Below are 16,451 nucleotides of genomic sequence, written 5' to 3'. Positions count from 1 at the left end.
CACCTTCCTTTAATAAATATTTTCTAATCACCGCTGTACATTACTTTTTTTCTGAAATAAGAAGTACAGACACGTCCTGCTACCGTGATGATGTCTTTTTCTTCCAGTTCCTTATTAAGCTGTCTTACAATCTTGTAAGCCTTGGACTTTGAAACAGAAAGTTCTTCGGCAACATCGTCGACTGTCATAAAGTTCTTTTCCATGATTTTTTCCTCCTCCATTATATTTCTTAAACATATTTGTTTAAGATAATGTGCATTATATTAAACTTTTTAGTTTAAGTCAATAGAAAAATTAACTTTTTTTGTTTAAGTTTTTCTTGATATATATTTTTACCTATGTTATACTAACCATAGCGAATTTGTTTAAGTTATCTCGCATTGGGAATTTTTATGTTAAATTGGAGGTTTGTTATGGCAATTGGTGAAAGAATTAGAACTTTTCGCAAGCGTAAAGGTTTAACTCAAAAGGAATTGGGAGTTCAGTTAGGTTTTAAGGAAAGTACTGCTGATATCCGCATGGCTCAATATGAAGCAGAGAAACGTGTTCCCAAGGATGATTTGATTGAAACTCTTTCTTCCATTTTGGAAGTTTCTCCTGCGGCGATTAATGTTCCTGACATTGATACTCATGTGGGAATTATGCAGCTTCTGTTCACTCTTGAAGATATTTATGGTATATCCGTCAGACAGGAAGGGAGTCATATTACCCTTGACTTAGGTGCCATCCACGACGCTTTAGGTCATGAGGCAAAGTCCTGGGCAAAGATGAAGTCCAAGCTTGATACCGGAGAAATCTCCAAGGAAGAATACGATAATTGGAGATACAACTATCCGGCTAATACTCACGGATATCATAAACTAATTGATTTATAAAAGAGCATAAAAAAACCTTACTGACTCCTCAAAATCAGTAAGGTTTTTTCATTTATACATATGGGTAAATTGTTTTAGTGTTGCCATATCGTTGCCACGATATAATCACTACCTCTCACAATGCCTATAAATAAAGGCATTGTGGGATTTTTGTGTCTATTCAAACTCTAAAAAGGCTGACGGTTGATAGGTGTTTCTCTTTACTCTCTCTGTCCATATTTTGCCTTTCATTTGATTAAAATTTCTAATTATTTTGACTTGTTATTTTTTTGTTCTCAAGGTGTGGTCAACTTAAAGAATATTGCATCGTGGCTTACAATTTATTTGCACTGCTCATATAAAAGCTCTAAGCCCTTTTTAAAAGCTTCCGCTTTTGTCATTGAATGTGCCTTAGCAAACTCAATGAGTTTTACATGTTCCTCATCTGATAGCCTAACCGAAATTTTGTTGACCTTCGGGTTATCTATCTTTGGTCTGCCCATCTTTGCCATAACACTGCCTCCTATTAATGCCTATTATACTTTATGACCGTCAGTTAGTCAACCACTCTTGAATTGCATTTTTCTCCGCCTATTTCTTGCAATTAAATTTAGCAATTACTCTTCCAGTAATCTTTAAGAAATTATTCTGCATTACTGCTCTAACATTTATGTGAAAATTTATTTTATAAAAATCATTCTAAATTTTCAACTTTTCTTTTCCTTTTTAATATTATGAGCATAGAAACTCCGGCAAGTATAACAATTGACATACCTATCCCCAAATAAAGTCTAAAATTACCAACACCTAAATGCGAAATTTCAGGAACATTATATTTATTTCCTGCATAATCCACCAACGAGATTCCGACACTATGACTTCCATTTTCAATTGAAAATGTTATTTTATTTTTATTTGAATCATATGAATATTTAACCTTTTCTCCATCAATATATACAGTGCTTGCACTTGTATCTATCTTTTCACTTATATTGGTAATTTCAATTTTTTTCTCACCTGTTCCCTTCATCCATCCCCAATTATGAAAATATGGAGGTAAATCACATTCTGGCGCAATGTTGTCTATATGAATTTGGCCTAATTCAATTTTTTTGTCAGAATCATTTACTGTGAGATAAAAAGTTGCGTCCGTATCTTCCTGATAATGATCTTTAAAGTAATCTTTTGATAATACATATCTGTATACACCTGCACCATATACTTCTTCCTTATTTGAACATTCTATTCCAGTGTCAATACTATCTCCATCGTTACTATTTAATGTAATAGAAATATTTGAATCTTTTCTCGTAATCACAGCTATGTTTAAATTTTCAAAATTATCCGGTCTTTTACTTAAAGGTCCATCTTCGTCCTCTATTGAATACCATCCCTTCCCTATCTTTCCGTTTACTCCCGGATGACTATCCTCAATGTATGCCAATACATCTGATTTAACCATTCTAACATATGTATTTTTGTTTACCTTGCTAGCATTACCGGCCTTATCATATGCAGTCATTTGAACAGCATAAATACCATCTTCTTTAAAGTCCTCCAGTTTAAATTCTTTGCTGTTCAAAGTTTTCTTTATCGTTTCCGGTAATATACTCGAAAATTCTTTTCCATTTTGATATTCTGGAATATATTTAACGATTTCATATTTTATGCAATCAAAGTTGGCATCATAGTATTCTACCGTTGGTGAAGCATCGTCTTTCCTTTTTTCATCATAGACATCAATAGTGTTTGTTTTTTTCTTATCAACACTTTCCCCATTAATCATAAATATTTCTGGAGCTGTTGTGTCAATTTCAAATACAACTGTGCTATCTGTTTCACCTTTGTTTTCTGAAATATCAGATGGCTTCATTTCTATTTTATATATTCCGTCTCTTTCAAATTGTAATTCTATAGAATGTGTATCGCCATTATCACTCCATCCTTTTTTACTATACGCAGCATAACTTATTTTCTCTGCCCCTTTAACACTTTGATCTTTTCCTGCTTCTTTTTCAAAAACATTAATATTCATTAATTCAGGATCAAAGTTATGCTCTTTTACACTAATTGTTGCTGTTTTTTTCTTATTAAAATAATTACCCTCTTTTTGCGTACTATTATTCACAAAAGAACTAAAATTTGTAGATACGCTTGGATTAGTAGTATCCACTATAAATTCTGCCGTATATAATTCTGTTGATTTCTTTCCACCATTAGAATGTATTTTTGCTTTATGACCCACTATATCATTTGCAGACACCTGAACATTATAATCACCTTCCGGATAATCAATAGTTGCAACATAAGAATATTTGCCTTTTTCTTTGACAAATTTAGGATTTATTTTGTTATTATGGTAAGAATCCGAAATTACAATATTCAACAATTCCTTATCAAAATTTCTTTCTTCAACAGTAATATTCATTATTGCTCTTGTTTTGCTATTATAATATTTAGAATTGCTTTTAACTCCACTAGAAAAATCAATTTTAATTACAGGTGCTGTTTTATCTATTGAGAATTTCTGTGTTTTAGTATATTTTGTTTTATTCCCAGCCATGTCTGATGCTCTAAAATGTGCAACAATGTCATTATCGTCAGAGCTAAAAACGATTTTTCGAGACACCTTAACCACAAGATTTCTGTCTGTTTTAGTAACAATCCATCCATCTTCAAGTTTGTCCCCTTCTTTATATCCTTCATTGGATAGTTGTATCATTTTCTTTTCAATTTTATTGTTTTCTGCATCTACGTAGTACTCAATTGTCTTCAATCCAGATTTTGTATCCGTAATAGAAACATCCACAGAAACATTTTTAGAATATAAATTGTTTCCTAAATTATCTTTATATTTAGTCTTCTTCAATGGTTTTATATCTATTTCAGGTGCACTCTCATCTTCAATATAACCCAAAGTTGTGACTTGTTTTGATACATTACCAACCATGTCTATTGCCTTAACAAAAATCTGACCTTTAAAGCCTTTAGGTATTTCAATTTTTGCCATACCATTCACAATTGGTGAAGTTTTATTTATACTATCTTCTTTCTTCCCATTATTATATACCACCAATTTATATTCGATATGACTTAATCCGGAAGATGGCTTTTTATCAGAAGTATGAATTTTCAAATAAAAGCTATTATTAAAATAATAACCATACTTAAACTCTGTGTTAAAATCATTTGTTGTTAAAATTCCATCAGATGTTTTTCTTGAAAATTCGATTTTATCAACACTTGGATTTGTCTCATCTATATTAAATGATTTATTATTATCTACATATATATTTCCAGCATTGTCCGACATCTCTACTTTTATTTTATATTTGCCATCCTCTGCTTTACCTACCTCTTTTATAATATAATCTGTTGTAAAGTTATATGTTAAAGAAGTTATGTTCTTAGGTGATGATTTTGAATATTTAGTATCAACTATTTTAGTTCCATTAATATCTTTAACTATTTCTACACCATTAACAAATATTTTTACATACCTGATTCCTGACTGCTTGTCTTCTAAGTCGATAGAAATATTTTTGTTTTTGTTGTACCACAATTGATCGTCCGTTCTTTCACTACCGTCACTCTTTGGAAGATTTATCTTTGCTATAGGTGTAATATCTTCCTGCATAACAAAATATTTGTCTGTACTATTACCCGCTTCATCTTTAATAGAAGGAATAAATTTGCTTTCTTTCCCGTATTTATCATATGCAATTATTTCGAAGTTACTATTAAACATTTCAGAATTAATTTCAAATGGTAGTATATACTCAAATCGGTTTTCAACAGATGTCATTTTTTTAACAACTCTATCTCCGTCTTTGTAATACGCAAATTCCACATAATCAATTCCACTATCACCTTGTACATCACTTGCTTCAACTTTAAATTTTAAAGATCCATTTGAATAAATTCCTGTAGATATCAAATTTAATGTTGGTTGAAATAATGCATTGTCAATTTTATTAATTGTAATACTATTTATTTCAGGATCTGCTTTGTCTATATAGCATGAATAAATACTTTTTGAATTATTATTGTTTCCTGATAAGCTTTCAATGTATCCCACAATACTAATTTTATTTTCGCTATTCCCTATATAATTTTTTACCGGTACTTTAAGGTTTATTATCAGTTTTTCATTTACTTCCTCTATTGTTTCAGCATATTCTAAATTTTGATTATTTACTTTAAATTCAACATTTTTAATATCTGAAGCCGATTTTTTTATTGTTGCAACAATTTCTAACTCGTCATTAATATCATACCAATCTTTATTATCAATAACTTTTTTATTTGGTGCTTTCACTTCATATGAAATCTCTGGTTCACTATGATCCACATAAATTTCATATTTTTCTGACTGTTTATTTCCACAGTTATCAACAACTGTCACCGAAAAAATATGATCACCTTCATCTAACAAACTTGTGTCAATTACCTGCTTATAATTTTTTTCTTGCTTATCAAAAATCTTATTTAAGTAATTCTTTATAACTGATTTATTATCGTTTTTAATTTCATCAGTTATTGTTACTGATTTAACTCCACTTCCAGAATCCTCAACTTCAATAACAAAGTCTCCACCATTATTATTAAACCAATATTGACCATTACTATTCACAGCATTTTTATAATCCGGCTTTAAAGTAGGCGTTTCTTTTTCCATGTAATAACTGTCTTTTTTGCTACTATCAATTTCTGATATTTTTTTAATTGTTTTATAACCATTAGCATCCTTTGCATGAATAGTTAAAACATCAGCACTTATACTATCATTCACTGTATAAATATAGTATCCATTTTCTAACGCCATATTACCAATGAATTTATTTCCATCAAATAATTGTACAGCATCATTATCTTTACTCATACCTGACACTGTTGCGCCCTCTTGTGCAATATCTGTAGTTTTAACTTTGATTGTAAATGCACTACTCACCACGCAAATTCTGTCATATAATATTGCTGAAATTTCATCAAATGACTTTAATTCTGTCGTTGTTTCCTTTGTAGAGTCAATTGTTGAGGTAGTATATGGTTCAAATGAAACACTATCAATTTTTGGACCTACATTGTCAGACTTTTCTTCGTTGAATTCATTGCTTGAACAATGATATTCATTTCCTGCATTATCAGTAATAAATAAATCTATTGTATGATTTTTCCCTTCTATTTTATAAGCAAAATTAACGTTTTTCCCCGGGTTATGTATTTCGTTTCCATCTAATTTATAATCTTTTTTTTCGCCATTATCAACTTGATATTCAATTTTATCAATTCCCGAATTGTCATCTCTAAATGTACATTTAACTTCGGTCTCTACCTTTTCAACACTTTCAATACCATTGGCACTCCACTCCAGCCACGTCTTTACCTTTATTTTATTATTCTCACTTATCGGATTAATTGTATCTATTACAATCTTTTTCACATCAGCATTGTCAACACTTGTCTTTACATCCTCATACACTTCTGTTGGATGAGAAGAGCTTTTTACTCCAACACGATATTCATAGTCTGAATATGTTTTCTCTTTCGCGTCAAGTTTAATATTTTGTTGAGCTATATATTCTGATTCATTATACTCAGGGGTCACTTTGACACTGTTTACTAGTTCCTTTTCTTCTCCATTAATTTTGTATAATGTAAATGTTTGCACATCTTCACTTGAACTAATTGTTTTTATAGATACAGTTAATTCCTTGGAGGTTAATATGCAATCCTTAGAAATATTAGCAGCATTGCTAGTGTCTAAATCTACTTTATCAATTGACAAATTAGAAGTATCTTCTGCTTCTGCTTTTACTTCTATTACATACCCAATATTGCATAAATTGATAACAAGAATTAATGCTAATATCAATGATAATTGACTGTAAAATTTTTTCATGATTTCCTCTCCTCTTTTGCTTTGCTTTTATTTACTAAGTGTATTAGAAAGTGCCTTATACGAATTTCCCTCTACATATTTTCCATTTTTTATTTTCTTACCGGGACGCTTATATTTATACAAGCACAAACTTATTCCATATATTAGTGAAATCACTGCCATTATTGTAAATGTAAGCATCATCCACTTTAGCATTGGCGAATTGTATTTAATATCTGTTGATACAATAAAGTTTTCAAAATTTCCTGAAGCAATTATTATCCCTAATATTAATATCAACAAAATAAATCCCGAAATGATTGTAATGCGGGTTGGTTTCAAAACATAAAAAACAATTTTCTTTACTTCTTCATTCCAGATTTTTTCTTTTATTTTATTAATAACCTTCATTTGCTTACCTCATTTCAATCTCATCAAACAATTTCACAATATCACTTCTAGACTTTCCAATATCCTGACTAATTATACGAATAGATTCATCATGATTTAAAGTGTTTTTGAGTCTTACTATAATTGAATGGAATTCTTTATTATCCTTATTATTTAGTAAGATATTATATCCTGATACAATATTCTTTTTATTATTGGAATTGTACCCTTTAATCTCAATATTATATATCACATTAGCAATATCATATCCTAATGAATTGTTTGGTTTTTTCAGTTTTACTATGTACTTTATAATTTCTGTATATCTTCTATCATCAGCATTTACGATAATATCATCTATGTACTTTGATGTGTCATTCGTATCCTCCATCTCGCTTAACAAATTTACTAATACATTTCCTTCTGCTGAATCAATCAAATTATCATTATCCAGCAAAAAATTATACGTATCACTATATACTTTTCTTTGATTTTGAGAATTTGATGACTTAATCAAATCTACTGAAACAGATCCTAATCTCTCTATTCTGGTACTGTTATAATTAGATGTTATATTATCCCATTTTTTTTGAGAAAGATAATTAAAAGAGATTTTCAATCCGCTTTGTAAAACAATTAATATAGCAATAAATCCCAAGACTGTTCCAACCATTCCAAAAGTGTTTCTTACTTTTGTATTTTCTGTTTTAACAATTGTCGGTGAAGAATCTCGTGCAAATTCAATATCCTCTCTCAATTGCTTATACGAATGGTAATATCTATCATTATCCGGATTTCTATAATCATTATCTCGTGATCTTGTACATTTTCTAATTATTTTTTCCAGTTCCAAATGATAATGTGATGAAGTTAACGAAAGATCTCTATCACAATATGCTTCATTATTCAGAACATATTTTCTGTAATAATCATATGATCCACCCTCACCTTTATCTTTTGCAAACTCTCTGCTTTTTGTATACAATTCAAAAATATTAAGACACTCCCAGAAAGTTGCGCCAAAAGAAAATATATCACTTTCTATTGTCATCTTCCCTAGTTCCACTTTATTCTTGTCAAGTGGATATTTTGAATCATTAATTGGTTTAACATAGTTTTCCGGAGCCGCATATCCCAATGTTCCATATTGGAACATTCTTTCAATTCTTTCTTCTGTATTATAATCTGCTCCTGCAAGTTGACTTTCTATGTAGTTATGTTCATTTAATGTTCCTGACCTGCCAAAATCAATTAAAATTAATTCCCTACCATAGCGGGTAACCATTATATTGTCAGGTTTTATATCTAGATGCAATATTCTGTTCTTTTCTGTAACATATTCCATTATGTCACACAGATTAATCATAAAATTATATATTTCATTTTGATAACGAATTATACTTTTATAATCTTTCTTATAACTTTCAATTTTACTATTCTGCAATTCAGAATTAAATTCATGAAAACTAATTTTTTCCTTTAATCCATATTGCAATTCTTTGGTAGCTGTTAATTTCCAATAAACATCTCTGCAATATTCTTCTAATGACCATCCATCGACAAATTCTTCTACTACACAAAAAAATCTGTCTTTGTCTATTAATAATGGCTTGCCACCTTTAGGAATATGCTTATCTAATAATGAAAAATCTCCCAAATCCTCAATTACATCATATATTCTTACTACTGAACGGCAATTCTGTAATTTATCAAATATTTTCAAATCATTTTCTTTAAAACGTGTTAGTACATCGATTCCTTGTTCCTCATTGTCCTTTGTACTCATCCTTATATGCTTGTATTTAAATTTCAAAACACAAGACATAACAATCTTTCTGTCTTTAGATATTTTTAATCCTTTATAAACAATACTTTCTGTACCTGTTGCAATATATCCGTCTTGACTTAATCCATACGAACTATCAATTTGATATATAAAGTCTGATCCTCTCATTTCATTTGAATTCATCTTGTTTTATTTACCTCACGCTTCAATAATTTGCTTTATACTTTCACTTATTTAATTAAAATTTTGGAGATGATTGTCACTAACTACCAAAATAGAGTTTATTCAGTTAATCTCTTGCAAATGTATTCTAATGCTTCACTTTCACTATTAAAATATTTATTTGTAGTTTTGCAACCTCTTTCAGCGTAATATACATTCCATCCATGTTCATCTTTGTTCAAGTAAAAGCGCTCATCATCACGTCCTGTTCCCTCTATATTATAATAAAAATTAGGAACGTGTTTTTTTTTCATGATTTTTATAAATTCTGTTCTATCCATTATAAAATCTTCCTCAAATATCCAGTCTTTATCAATTCCTTAATCGACGAAGGCATTTTGAATCGCATGTCCATTTCCGACATATTAAACACAAATGCGATAGTCGCCATTTTCTATTTTCTAATTTTAACTATTTAATTCACAAGTGTTGCCCTAAAATCATCTATCAACTGTTTTATTTCAGCTAATTTTGCAACATTCTGTATCCATCTATCATTTATTGACGAAAATCCATATATAACACCTGCACATCCTCCAGCAAGAGCTGCAATTGTATCTGTATCGCCGCCTAGGTTTACTGCCTTCAATATAGTTTGTTCATATGTGTTTTCATTGAAAACCAACCAAAATACGGCTTCAAGAGTATCAACAACATATCCTGTTGTTCTAACTCTATCCAACTTTTCATTTATAATTGTTTTTTCTAATATTCTATTGAAATATTGCCATTCCCCCATATATTCATCTTTACATTCTTCTTTTACAAAATCTATTGTTCTATCATATGCTTTCTCTTTGCTGCAACCTTTATATAGATTTGAAACAAAATTCACATATATTATTCCTGCTAAAAGTGAACGTTTGTGTCTATGAGTTACTGAAGAAACACTTTCGACCATCTTTTTCTGTTCTTTGTTAGTTATGTTTAAAAACGCTATAGGTAATATTCTCATCAACGAACCATTTCCATTATCATTTTCTGTACTTCCACCACACATCGTAGGCAAAACCCCTTTTATGATATTTTCTATGGCTATTCTTGTCGAATTTCCTATGTCAAACATAACCCCCTCTGGTGTAAACATTCCTTCCTTATAATATTTAACAAAATAATTCGATAAACGTTCAAGCGAAAATCCATCAATTAAACTGGCGATTAATGCTATCATTAATGATGTGTCATCTGACCAAACTCCAAACCCTTGATGATATGTGCCATACGCACGAAGTTCTTTTACCGGATCTATGCTTCGTTCTACTCTGCTAGTGAATTCCACAGGAACCCCAATCATATCTCCAATACAAAACCCCAATATGCCGCCATATAATGAATTATCTTTATCTGTATAAATATCAAATTCTATTCTGTTTTTACTTTCAAAATATTTACATTCTTTTTCGCAAAATAGAATATGTTCAGGTTTGTATTTCTTTTTATATTTCTCGCAATTCATAGCATCACCAATAATATTATATCTACATTTTTCACACTGAGGAGATAATGTTCTAGCAGAAGCACCTTCCCTGTACGCCTGAGCATCTATTTCCCATTTTTCTGCTAATGTCAATATTTTTTGTTCCATAACAACTCCTTATTTTGCTATAACATCTATGTATAGTACACCATTTTGTATGTTTGCATTAGTTATTGTAAATTGCTGTCCTTTTCTTTCTCAGTTTTAGACGAAGAACTAATACTATTTAACGTATCTTGTAAATTATATGTGCTACTACTTACTCCTTGTAATGTAGATTTTAACGTTCCTAACTGAGTGCCCAGATTATTTGAAGATTTAATTATATTATCAAACAATCCTACAACATTTAGTTTATCTTTATATAATGTTATCCTATTGGCAATTCAATAACATATACTTTTCTATTTAAATATCTTTATACGGATTTTCTTCTAATATCTCCTCTATTTCTCTTTTTTTATTTTTTTCAAAGTCATCCCCAAACAACGAATATATCTCTACTTCTTTTTCAAACAATTTACGTCTAAAGTCTTTGTGTTTCTCTCTATTGCTAATAGCAAATTTCATTGCAATATCAAAGGAAACAATATCTAATACACTGTAAATTATTTTTTTTTCATCTGTTGTGACTTTCTCATCTCTTATCTTTCCTTTTTCTGCAAACAGTATATGATATGCGTTATCCTTCGAAAAAATGTATGTTCCTTCTACACTATTTTTATTTCCCTCAGTAAAATTTACATTTGTCCAATCCACACTACCAAGTTTACTCTCTATCTGTGCAGTTATGTATTTTTCCAATTCATTTGTTGTATACATTTTTTACTCCAATCTATTTTGGTATTATATATCCCTCTCTAATTAATTGTTTAATAGGTTCTGGTAATTCATATTGTACTCCTCCACCTGGTGAACCTCCCCACGCCGCTATTTTACCTTGTATTGTATTAGGTATTTTCTTAATCACCTCAAATTCTTGATAAATTGAAGGACTTGTGTTCGGCGGTAAAGCTAATCTGTTTGGATCTGCACCCGTCTGAGTAACAAAATTACTTTTATCTCCAATATTACCATATCTACCAATTATTTTTCCTGGTTTTAAAGTTATATTTTTTTCTGTTCCCTTAATAGCTCCATTATTTGGCGGATAATTCATACTGCCATCGCCATTGTACCAACTATTATTTATTCCACTCTTTACATATGTTAACGCACCCATGATTCCACCTACAAAAGCTCATGTAGCTGCTCCTGAAATACCAGACAAGGCTATATCATCCAATGCCCCATTCAAATTTCTCTGCTCTATCAAATAATCAATCGTTGTTACCGCTGAATTGGAAAAGTCTGAAGAAAGCGCTCCTACCCCAGCATTTTTTAAAATACTTGATGTAAGCGATAATCCCGGTTTGAATGCCAATTTAGCAGCAAATGCTCCCGATATGGTGCCACCTATCATTCCTCCAATAGCACCATCAAAACTTCCATTTTCAAACCCATCTAAAAAGGTGTCACCATATTACATTATTGAAAACCTATATTTTCTTTCATAATATTTATTAAAGTTCATTATATTGTGCATTGCGTTTTTCTTTTTCATTCCATTATAAAAACCTATTTCTCCCTCCAAAACATCTCTATTCTTATTCACTTCATCCCTTAATCTTTTTGAAAGCAATTCTCTATCTGTATTAAAACTTGCTTTTCTTATTTCTTCTTGAAAAATACATGCATCAAAATACAAGATTGCAATGTATAACTTTGAAGGATCCCTACTAGAAATCATCTCAACTAAAGCATCTTGAAAAATCACATCAATCTGTGGAACTTCTGATTTTATGTTATATATATAATTAACCAACACTGCATTTATATCTGTTGGAAAAACATCTGATGTAAATCTTGAACATTCCACTTCATATGGTTCCCTTCCACATAATACATCTATTATATTTTTATTTTTAATTGCTTTTATAATCTCTTTACTTAAATCCATATGTTGTTATATTACATAAATCACCTATAACTTTATTTCCATCCACATTCTAATAAATATTTATCCGGAATCCTCAGTTCTATCATTGTTCTAACTCTATTAATATATTTATCTATGTCTACACTCGAATAGCAGGTAAATTCATTTATTATTCCTATACTCCTACCATCTCCAATTTCAATCGAAAAACCAATAATGTCCAATTCATAATTAAAAATAATAACAAAATAATCATAAGCTATAAATCTTATTTTAAAAGCCCAATGATTCGCTTGCTCAACGATATCAAATGTTTCCAAACTACCTATTCTATTCCCAAATATTTCTTTTATCTTTCTTCTAATTTCTACTCTAATTTCATTAAATTCACTTAGTTGCATACCAAAAATCTCCTATCTTATCCAAATTATTAAATCCGTGCTTGTTTTGCAAATAATCCCACTCCCATTTTAACGCACAATCTCCATATCCATTTGGATTATGTGAGAACCTAATTATCTTGCCTGACTCAACAGCTTTATCTAATGCCGGTTTATTAAAATATTCAAACATAGATTTTCCCTGTGAATCCAAATTGTATGTGTTGGTAATATCGTCCCATTCAGTTCCCAAGCTAAAATATGTATTACCAGCATTATCAGCAATTTTAGTATATGCATCAGAACCTGCAACCGCCCAATTTTCTGTACCATCCGGATTTATTGAAGGTCTATATTTTCCTAATGTCATCGTATCTGCATCAGGATTTTGAACACTTCTTTGTACAATTCCTCTATATTCATCAGCAGGAATTTTCCCATCAACTTTTCCACTTCGAACCCTTAAGCCATTTTTTAAAATATCAGAATTCTTTATATATGAAAATGCTCCTGTTATTCCTCCCACAAACGCTCCTGCTATTGCTCCATTAAATCCTGCAAAAGCAATATCGTTAAGAGAACCAAGTAATGTTTTATGTTCAATTAAACAATCAATAGTTGTTACAATCATATCAGAACTTCCCAATGATAATGCCCCTATTCCAGCATTTTTGAGAATGCTTTCGGTAAGTTTCATACTTGGTCCAATAGTATATGCAAATCCACCAGTTATAGCACCACCAATCATTCCTCCAATAGCACCATCAAAACTTCCATTTTCAAACCCTTCAAAAAATGAGCCACCATTTTTCAGGCTATTTATCCCTCCGGCAACACCACCGATAACTGCACCTGTTATTGCTCCCCAACAGGCTCCAGCAATAATAGCAGCTCCAAGTCCAGTACCTACTCCAGTAAATAAAAGAACTACAGCCACTATTACAATAACGGCTGTCACAACCAATTTCCAATGTTTTGCACACCACTTAGCTGCCTTTTCAACTTTATCCACAATCTTTTCGATGGCATTTTTTTCGCAATCCGGCTTTAAATAGTTGTACTTCGCGTAAAAATCTTTTTTTGATTTATTGATTTCATCGCGTGCAGAATTATCTCTCTTAACAGTAGTCGCAATAAACTCTGTAACCTGTTTATTCAATTTTTTTTAATCGCTGACTTTTTCTTTCTCAGTTTTGGAAGAGGAACTAATACTGTTACTATATCCTGCCGGTTATATGTACTGCTACTTACGCCTTGTATAAAAGCTGATCTTCAATTTGCAATTAATGCTTCTATTTATTCGTTAATTGTTATCTTCATTTTCTTTTGTATAATTACTTGTTCTTCTCAATTAGAAATTCAAAAAAAGATTCACCATACTTTTTCACTTCTTCCTTATTTATTGAATCAAAAGGTATTTCAATTATTGTAGTCCTATCGTGATCAAATTCAAATCCATATGCTATATCTCCCCCATCAGAGCCAAAATATTTAATTCCTGATAAGAACTCATCGACAGCATATTCTTGATTTAATTCAATTAGTTCATTTATTGGCCAAATTGATAAATAACTTGCCTTTCCAATTGGCCCTTCTATACCGTTTGAAAATAAAATCAACTGCTTATACTCACATGGTAAACTAATATTCCACTCCTTTTCAACTTTTTCTATCATTATCTTTGTGGCTGGTGTTTCCTTATCCATTTTTTTTAGAATCTCAAGTATACTTTCATTCATTTTGTTGTTTCCCTTCTACTACATAATATTAATAATCTAAGTATCTTTTTCTATTTGTAACTGCAATCTTTTCCAAAAGGTTGTCAGCTTAGCATGCTCAATTCTTGTTAACACAATTTTATTCTCATGGTCTACAGGGCTTCCATTAAATTTCACTGGCTTAATTTCATGAATCTGTTTTCCTTTATATTGCGGATTATTTCTATGAATCTTTGCGTTTTCGCTATTAGCCGCTTTTCTAGCATTTGCATATTTTTCGCCTTCAATTAGTTTCATTTCTCCTTCTGGTTTCGGCATATCTTCTGGATATCCTTCCCAATCAGTTATTTCTATATTGCCAGATTTATTTATTACATAATTGGCATTATGAACTAAAATACAACTCTCACCGACATAATATGTATGATAATCTTCAACCTTGAAGTTAAATACTTCTACACCATCATGATTCGACTCTCGAAGAATATTCTCTACACAAACAGTATGACCTTCACCATTTATTAATTTACTTCCAATTACTAAGTTCATTGCCGGAACAAATCCTTTACCTTTGACCCAGAACGGATGATCTGTCGTTGTAACTATTTCTTCCTCACCAATATAAATATGCACCAATTCATTTGTTTTTCTCACAAACGTATCAAGTACTTCTTTATATTCGCTTTTCATTGTTTTAGTATCTGTTGCTAAAACTTTATCACCTATTTTAATATCTTCAATCTTTTTTAGTCCTTCTGATGTCAGCACCAATGTTCCAGCCACAAAGCATTTCATCGTTGTTGTCATTCCACCTGTAAATACAGCTAATGCCGACACACTTATTTGAAAAATATTATACGCCTTGCTTGAATGTAGTTTTTTATTCAAATCTGCAATAGGATTATTTTTATTATCAATAGCCATATCAGCTAAAGAAATCATGTCAAAACCTGCCATTCCAAGACTCAGCACTTTTGATACCGCTGCCGTTCCTTTAACAAATTTACCAAGTGCTGACATACATTTGATACCTTTTCCCAATGCTGCTCCGGCAACTCCAAGTCCTGCAAAAGCTGCGCCTCCAATAGCACCGCCTACTGCACCTGAAAAAGCACCATCTTCAAATCCGTCATGGAAAGAACCGCCTTTGCTCATACTTTCCAGTCCACCGGCAACACCACCGATAACTGCTCCTGTTATTGCTCCCCAACAGGCTCCAACCAAAAGTGTTCCACCTATTCCGGCTCCGACTCCGGTTGCTATTAATGCAACTGCCACCACAACTATCACAGCAGTGGCTATTAACTTCCAATGTTTTGCACACCACTTAGCTGCCTTTTCAACTTTATCCGCAATCTTTTCGATGGCATTTCTTTCGCAATCCGGCTTTAAATAGTTGTACTTCGCGTAAAAATCTTTTTTTGATTTATTAATTTCATCGCGTGCAGAATTATCTCTCTTAACAGTAGTCGTAATAAACTCTGTAACCTGTTTGTTCAAATTTTTTAGATCACTGACTTTTTCTTTCTCAGTTTTGGAAGAGGAACTTATGCTATTTACTGTATCCTGCAGATTATATGTACTGTTGCTTACGCCCTGTAACGTAGATTTAAGTGTCCCTAACTGAGTATCCAAGTTATTGGAAGACTTTATGATGTTGTCTATCAAGCCTCCTACACCATTCAGTTTATCCTTATATAATGTAATTGTTGCCATTCTATTTTCTAAAATTCCTTCAACTGTTAATATTCATAACTATTTAGAA

The 16,451-nt window shown here is 31.2% G+C and carries 16 protein-coding genes; 1 reads left to right on the top strand and 15 read right to left on the bottom strand.

What is annotated here, in order from left to right; all coding sequences use genetic code 11:
* Window positions 1–23: 23 nt before the first annotated feature.
* On the bottom strand, window positions 24–203 hold the full coding sequence (locus tag ACQY63_RS10050) for a helix-turn-helix domain-containing protein (RefSeq protein ID WP_356948921.1): 180 nt from the start codon (window positions 201–203) through the stop codon (window positions 24–26).
* A 189-nt stretch (window positions 204–392) separates the two neighbouring features.
* Between ACQY63_RS10050 and ACQY63_RS10045 the strand changes: the two genes are divergently transcribed.
* Window positions 393–875 carry a helix-turn-helix domain-containing protein gene (locus ACQY63_RS10045; RefSeq protein WP_428245145.1) on the top strand — a complete coding sequence of 161 codons (483 nt, stop codon included), beginning with the start codon at window positions 393–395 and terminating at the stop codon, window positions 873–875.
* Between the two features lie 320 nt (window positions 876–1,195).
* Here ACQY63_RS10045 and ACQY63_RS10040 read toward each other — a convergent pair whose 3' ends face one another.
* The 14 genes from ACQY63_RS10040 to ACQY63_RS09975 form a co-directional block, all read right to left on the bottom strand.
* Window positions 1,196–1,366 carry a CopG family transcriptional regulator gene (locus ACQY63_RS10040; RefSeq protein WP_215715546.1) on the bottom strand — a complete coding sequence of 57 codons (171 nt, stop codon included), beginning with the start codon at window positions 1,364–1,366 and terminating at the stop codon, window positions 1,196–1,198.
* A gap of 182 nt (window positions 1,367–1,548) precedes the next feature.
* Entirely contained in the window at window positions 1,549–6,756 is a 5,208-nt protein-coding gene (locus tag ACQY63_RS10035) for an Ig-like domain repeat protein (protein WP_428245144.1), read from the bottom strand.
* Between the two features lie 27 nt (window positions 6,757–6,783).
* Complete coding sequence (locus tag ACQY63_RS10030; protein ID WP_118030128.1) at window positions 6,784–7,146, bottom strand: hypothetical protein; 363 nt, start codon at window positions 7,144–7,146, stop codon at window positions 6,784–6,786.
* 4 nt (window positions 7,147–7,150) lie between these two features.
* Window positions 7,151–9,094, bottom strand: coding sequence for a protein kinase domain-containing protein (locus tag ACQY63_RS10025; RefSeq protein WP_215724905.1), 1,944 nt, complete (start codon window positions 9,092–9,094; stop codon window positions 7,151–7,153).
* Window positions 9,095–9,192: 98 nt separating this feature from the next.
* The gene (locus ACQY63_RS10020; RefSeq protein ID WP_195558061.1) at window positions 9,193–9,414 is read right to left on the bottom strand and encodes a hypothetical protein; all 222 of its coding nucleotides are present in this window, start codon (window positions 9,412–9,414) and stop codon (window positions 9,193–9,195) included.
* Between the two features lie 134 nt (window positions 9,415–9,548).
* Window positions 9,549–10,718 (bottom strand): ADP-ribosylglycohydrolase family protein, encoded by a 1,170-nt coding sequence (locus tag ACQY63_RS10015; RefSeq protein ID WP_412190162.1) that lies wholly within the window; start codon window positions 10,716–10,718, stop codon window positions 9,549–9,551.
* A 300-nt stretch (window positions 10,719–11,018) separates the two neighbouring features.
* Complete coding sequence (locus tag ACQY63_RS10010) at window positions 11,019–11,432, bottom strand: Imm63 family immunity protein (RefSeq protein WP_412190164.1); 414 nt, start codon at window positions 11,430–11,432, stop codon at window positions 11,019–11,021.
* 13 nt (window positions 11,433–11,445) lie between these two features.
* On the bottom strand, window positions 11,446–11,832 hold the full coding sequence (locus tag ACQY63_RS10005; RefSeq protein ID WP_412190166.1) for a TNT domain-containing protein: 387 nt from the start codon (window positions 11,830–11,832) through the stop codon (window positions 11,446–11,448).
* 18 nt (window positions 11,833–11,850) lie between these two features.
* Window positions 11,851–12,072, bottom strand: coding sequence for a hypothetical protein (locus tag ACQY63_RS10000; RefSeq protein ID WP_412190168.1), 222 nt, complete (start codon window positions 12,070–12,072; stop codon window positions 11,851–11,853).
* A gap of 60 nt (window positions 12,073–12,132) precedes the next feature.
* Window positions 12,133–12,609 carry a hypothetical protein gene (locus tag ACQY63_RS09995; RefSeq protein ID WP_412190169.1) on the bottom strand — a complete coding sequence of 159 codons (477 nt, stop codon included), beginning with the start codon at window positions 12,607–12,609 and terminating at the stop codon, window positions 12,133–12,135.
* 32 nt (window positions 12,610–12,641) lie between these two features.
* Window positions 12,642–12,989, bottom strand: coding sequence for a hypothetical protein (locus ACQY63_RS09990; RefSeq protein ID WP_412190171.1), 348 nt, complete (start codon window positions 12,987–12,989; stop codon window positions 12,642–12,644).
* Window positions 12,976–14,127: a hypothetical protein gene (locus ACQY63_RS09985; RefSeq protein ID WP_428245143.1), complete on the bottom strand. Its 1,152-nt coding sequence runs from the start codon at window positions 14,125–14,127 to the stop codon at window positions 12,976–12,978. Before ACQY63_RS09985 ends, ACQY63_RS09990 begins: the two co-directional genes overlap by 14 nt.
* A 175-nt stretch (window positions 14,128–14,302) precedes the next feature.
* Window positions 14,303–14,707: an SMI1/KNR4 family protein gene (locus ACQY63_RS09980; protein ID WP_118025289.1), complete on the bottom strand. Its 405-nt coding sequence runs from the start codon at window positions 14,705–14,707 to the stop codon at window positions 14,303–14,305.
* Window positions 14,708–14,743: 36 nt separating this feature from the next.
* A complete protein-coding gene (locus ACQY63_RS09975; protein ID WP_428245142.1) occupies window positions 14,744–16,402 on the bottom strand; it encodes a polymorphic toxin-type HINT domain-containing protein in 1,659 nt (552 codons plus the stop codon).
* Window positions 16,403–16,451: the final 49 nt, after the last annotated feature.

Source organism: Eubacterium sp. Marseille-QA0814, assembly GCF_965119675.1.
In the GTDB taxonomy this organism is placed as follows: Bacteria; Bacillota; Clostridia; order Lachnospirales; family Lachnospiraceae; genus Eubacterium_G.
This window is presented reverse-complemented; position numbering and strand designations above follow the sequence as displayed.

Excerpts from the sequence above, each read along its gene's own strand:
- ACQY63_RS09990 (WP_412190171.1), bottom strand. The coding sequence starts at position 12,989 with ATGCAACTAAGTGAATTTAATGAAATTAGAGTAGAAATTAGAAGAAAG.
- ACQY63_RS10045 (WP_428245145.1), top strand. The coding sequence starts at position 393 with ATGTTAAATTGGAGGTTTGTTATGGCAATTGGTGAAAGAATTAGAACT.
- ACQY63_RS09995 (WP_412190169.1), bottom strand. The coding sequence starts at position 12,609 with ATGGATTTAAGTAAAGAGATTATAAAAGCAATTAAAAATAAAAATATA.
- ACQY63_RS10025 (WP_215724905.1), bottom strand. The coding sequence starts at position 9,094 with ATGAATTCAAATGAAATGAGAGGATCAGACTTTATATATCAAATTGAT.
- ACQY63_RS10015 (WP_412190162.1), bottom strand. The coding sequence starts at position 10,718 with ATGGAACAAAAAATATTGACATTAGCAGAAAAATGGGAAATAGATGCT.
- ACQY63_RS10000 (WP_412190168.1), bottom strand. The coding sequence starts at position 12,072 with ATGATAGGTGGCACCATATCGGGAGCATTTGCTGCTAAATTGGCATTC.
- ACQY63_RS10005 (WP_412190166.1), bottom strand. The coding sequence starts at position 11,832 with ATGGGTGCGTTAACATATGTAAAGAGTGGAATAAATAATAGTTGGTAC.
- ACQY63_RS10035 (WP_428245144.1), bottom strand. The coding sequence starts at position 6,756 with ATGAAAAAATTTTACAGTCAATTATCATTGATATTAGCATTAATTCTT.
- ACQY63_RS10020 (WP_195558061.1), bottom strand. The coding sequence starts at position 9,414 with ATGGATAGAACAGAATTTATAAAAATCATGAAAAAAAAACACGTTCCT.
- ACQY63_RS09980 (WP_118025289.1), bottom strand. The coding sequence starts at position 14,707 with ATGAATGAAAGTATACTTGAGATTCTAAAAAAAATGGATAAGGAAACA.
- ACQY63_RS10030 (WP_118030128.1), bottom strand. The coding sequence starts at position 7,146 with ATGAAGGTTATTAATAAAATAAAAGAAAAAATCTGGAATGAAGAAGTA.
- ACQY63_RS09975 (WP_428245142.1), bottom strand. The coding sequence starts at position 16,402 with ATGGCAACAATTACATTATATAAGGATAAACTGAATGGTGTAGGAGGC.
- ACQY63_RS10010 (WP_412190164.1), bottom strand. The coding sequence starts at position 11,432 with ATGTATACAACAAATGAATTGGAAAAATACATAACTGCACAGATAGAG.
- ACQY63_RS10040 (WP_215715546.1), bottom strand. The coding sequence starts at position 1,366 with ATGGCAAAGATGGGCAGACCAAAGATAGATAACCCGAAGGTCAACAAA.
- ACQY63_RS10050 (WP_356948921.1), bottom strand. The coding sequence starts at position 203 with ATGGAAAAGAACTTTATGACAGTCGACGATGTTGCCGAAGAACTTTCT.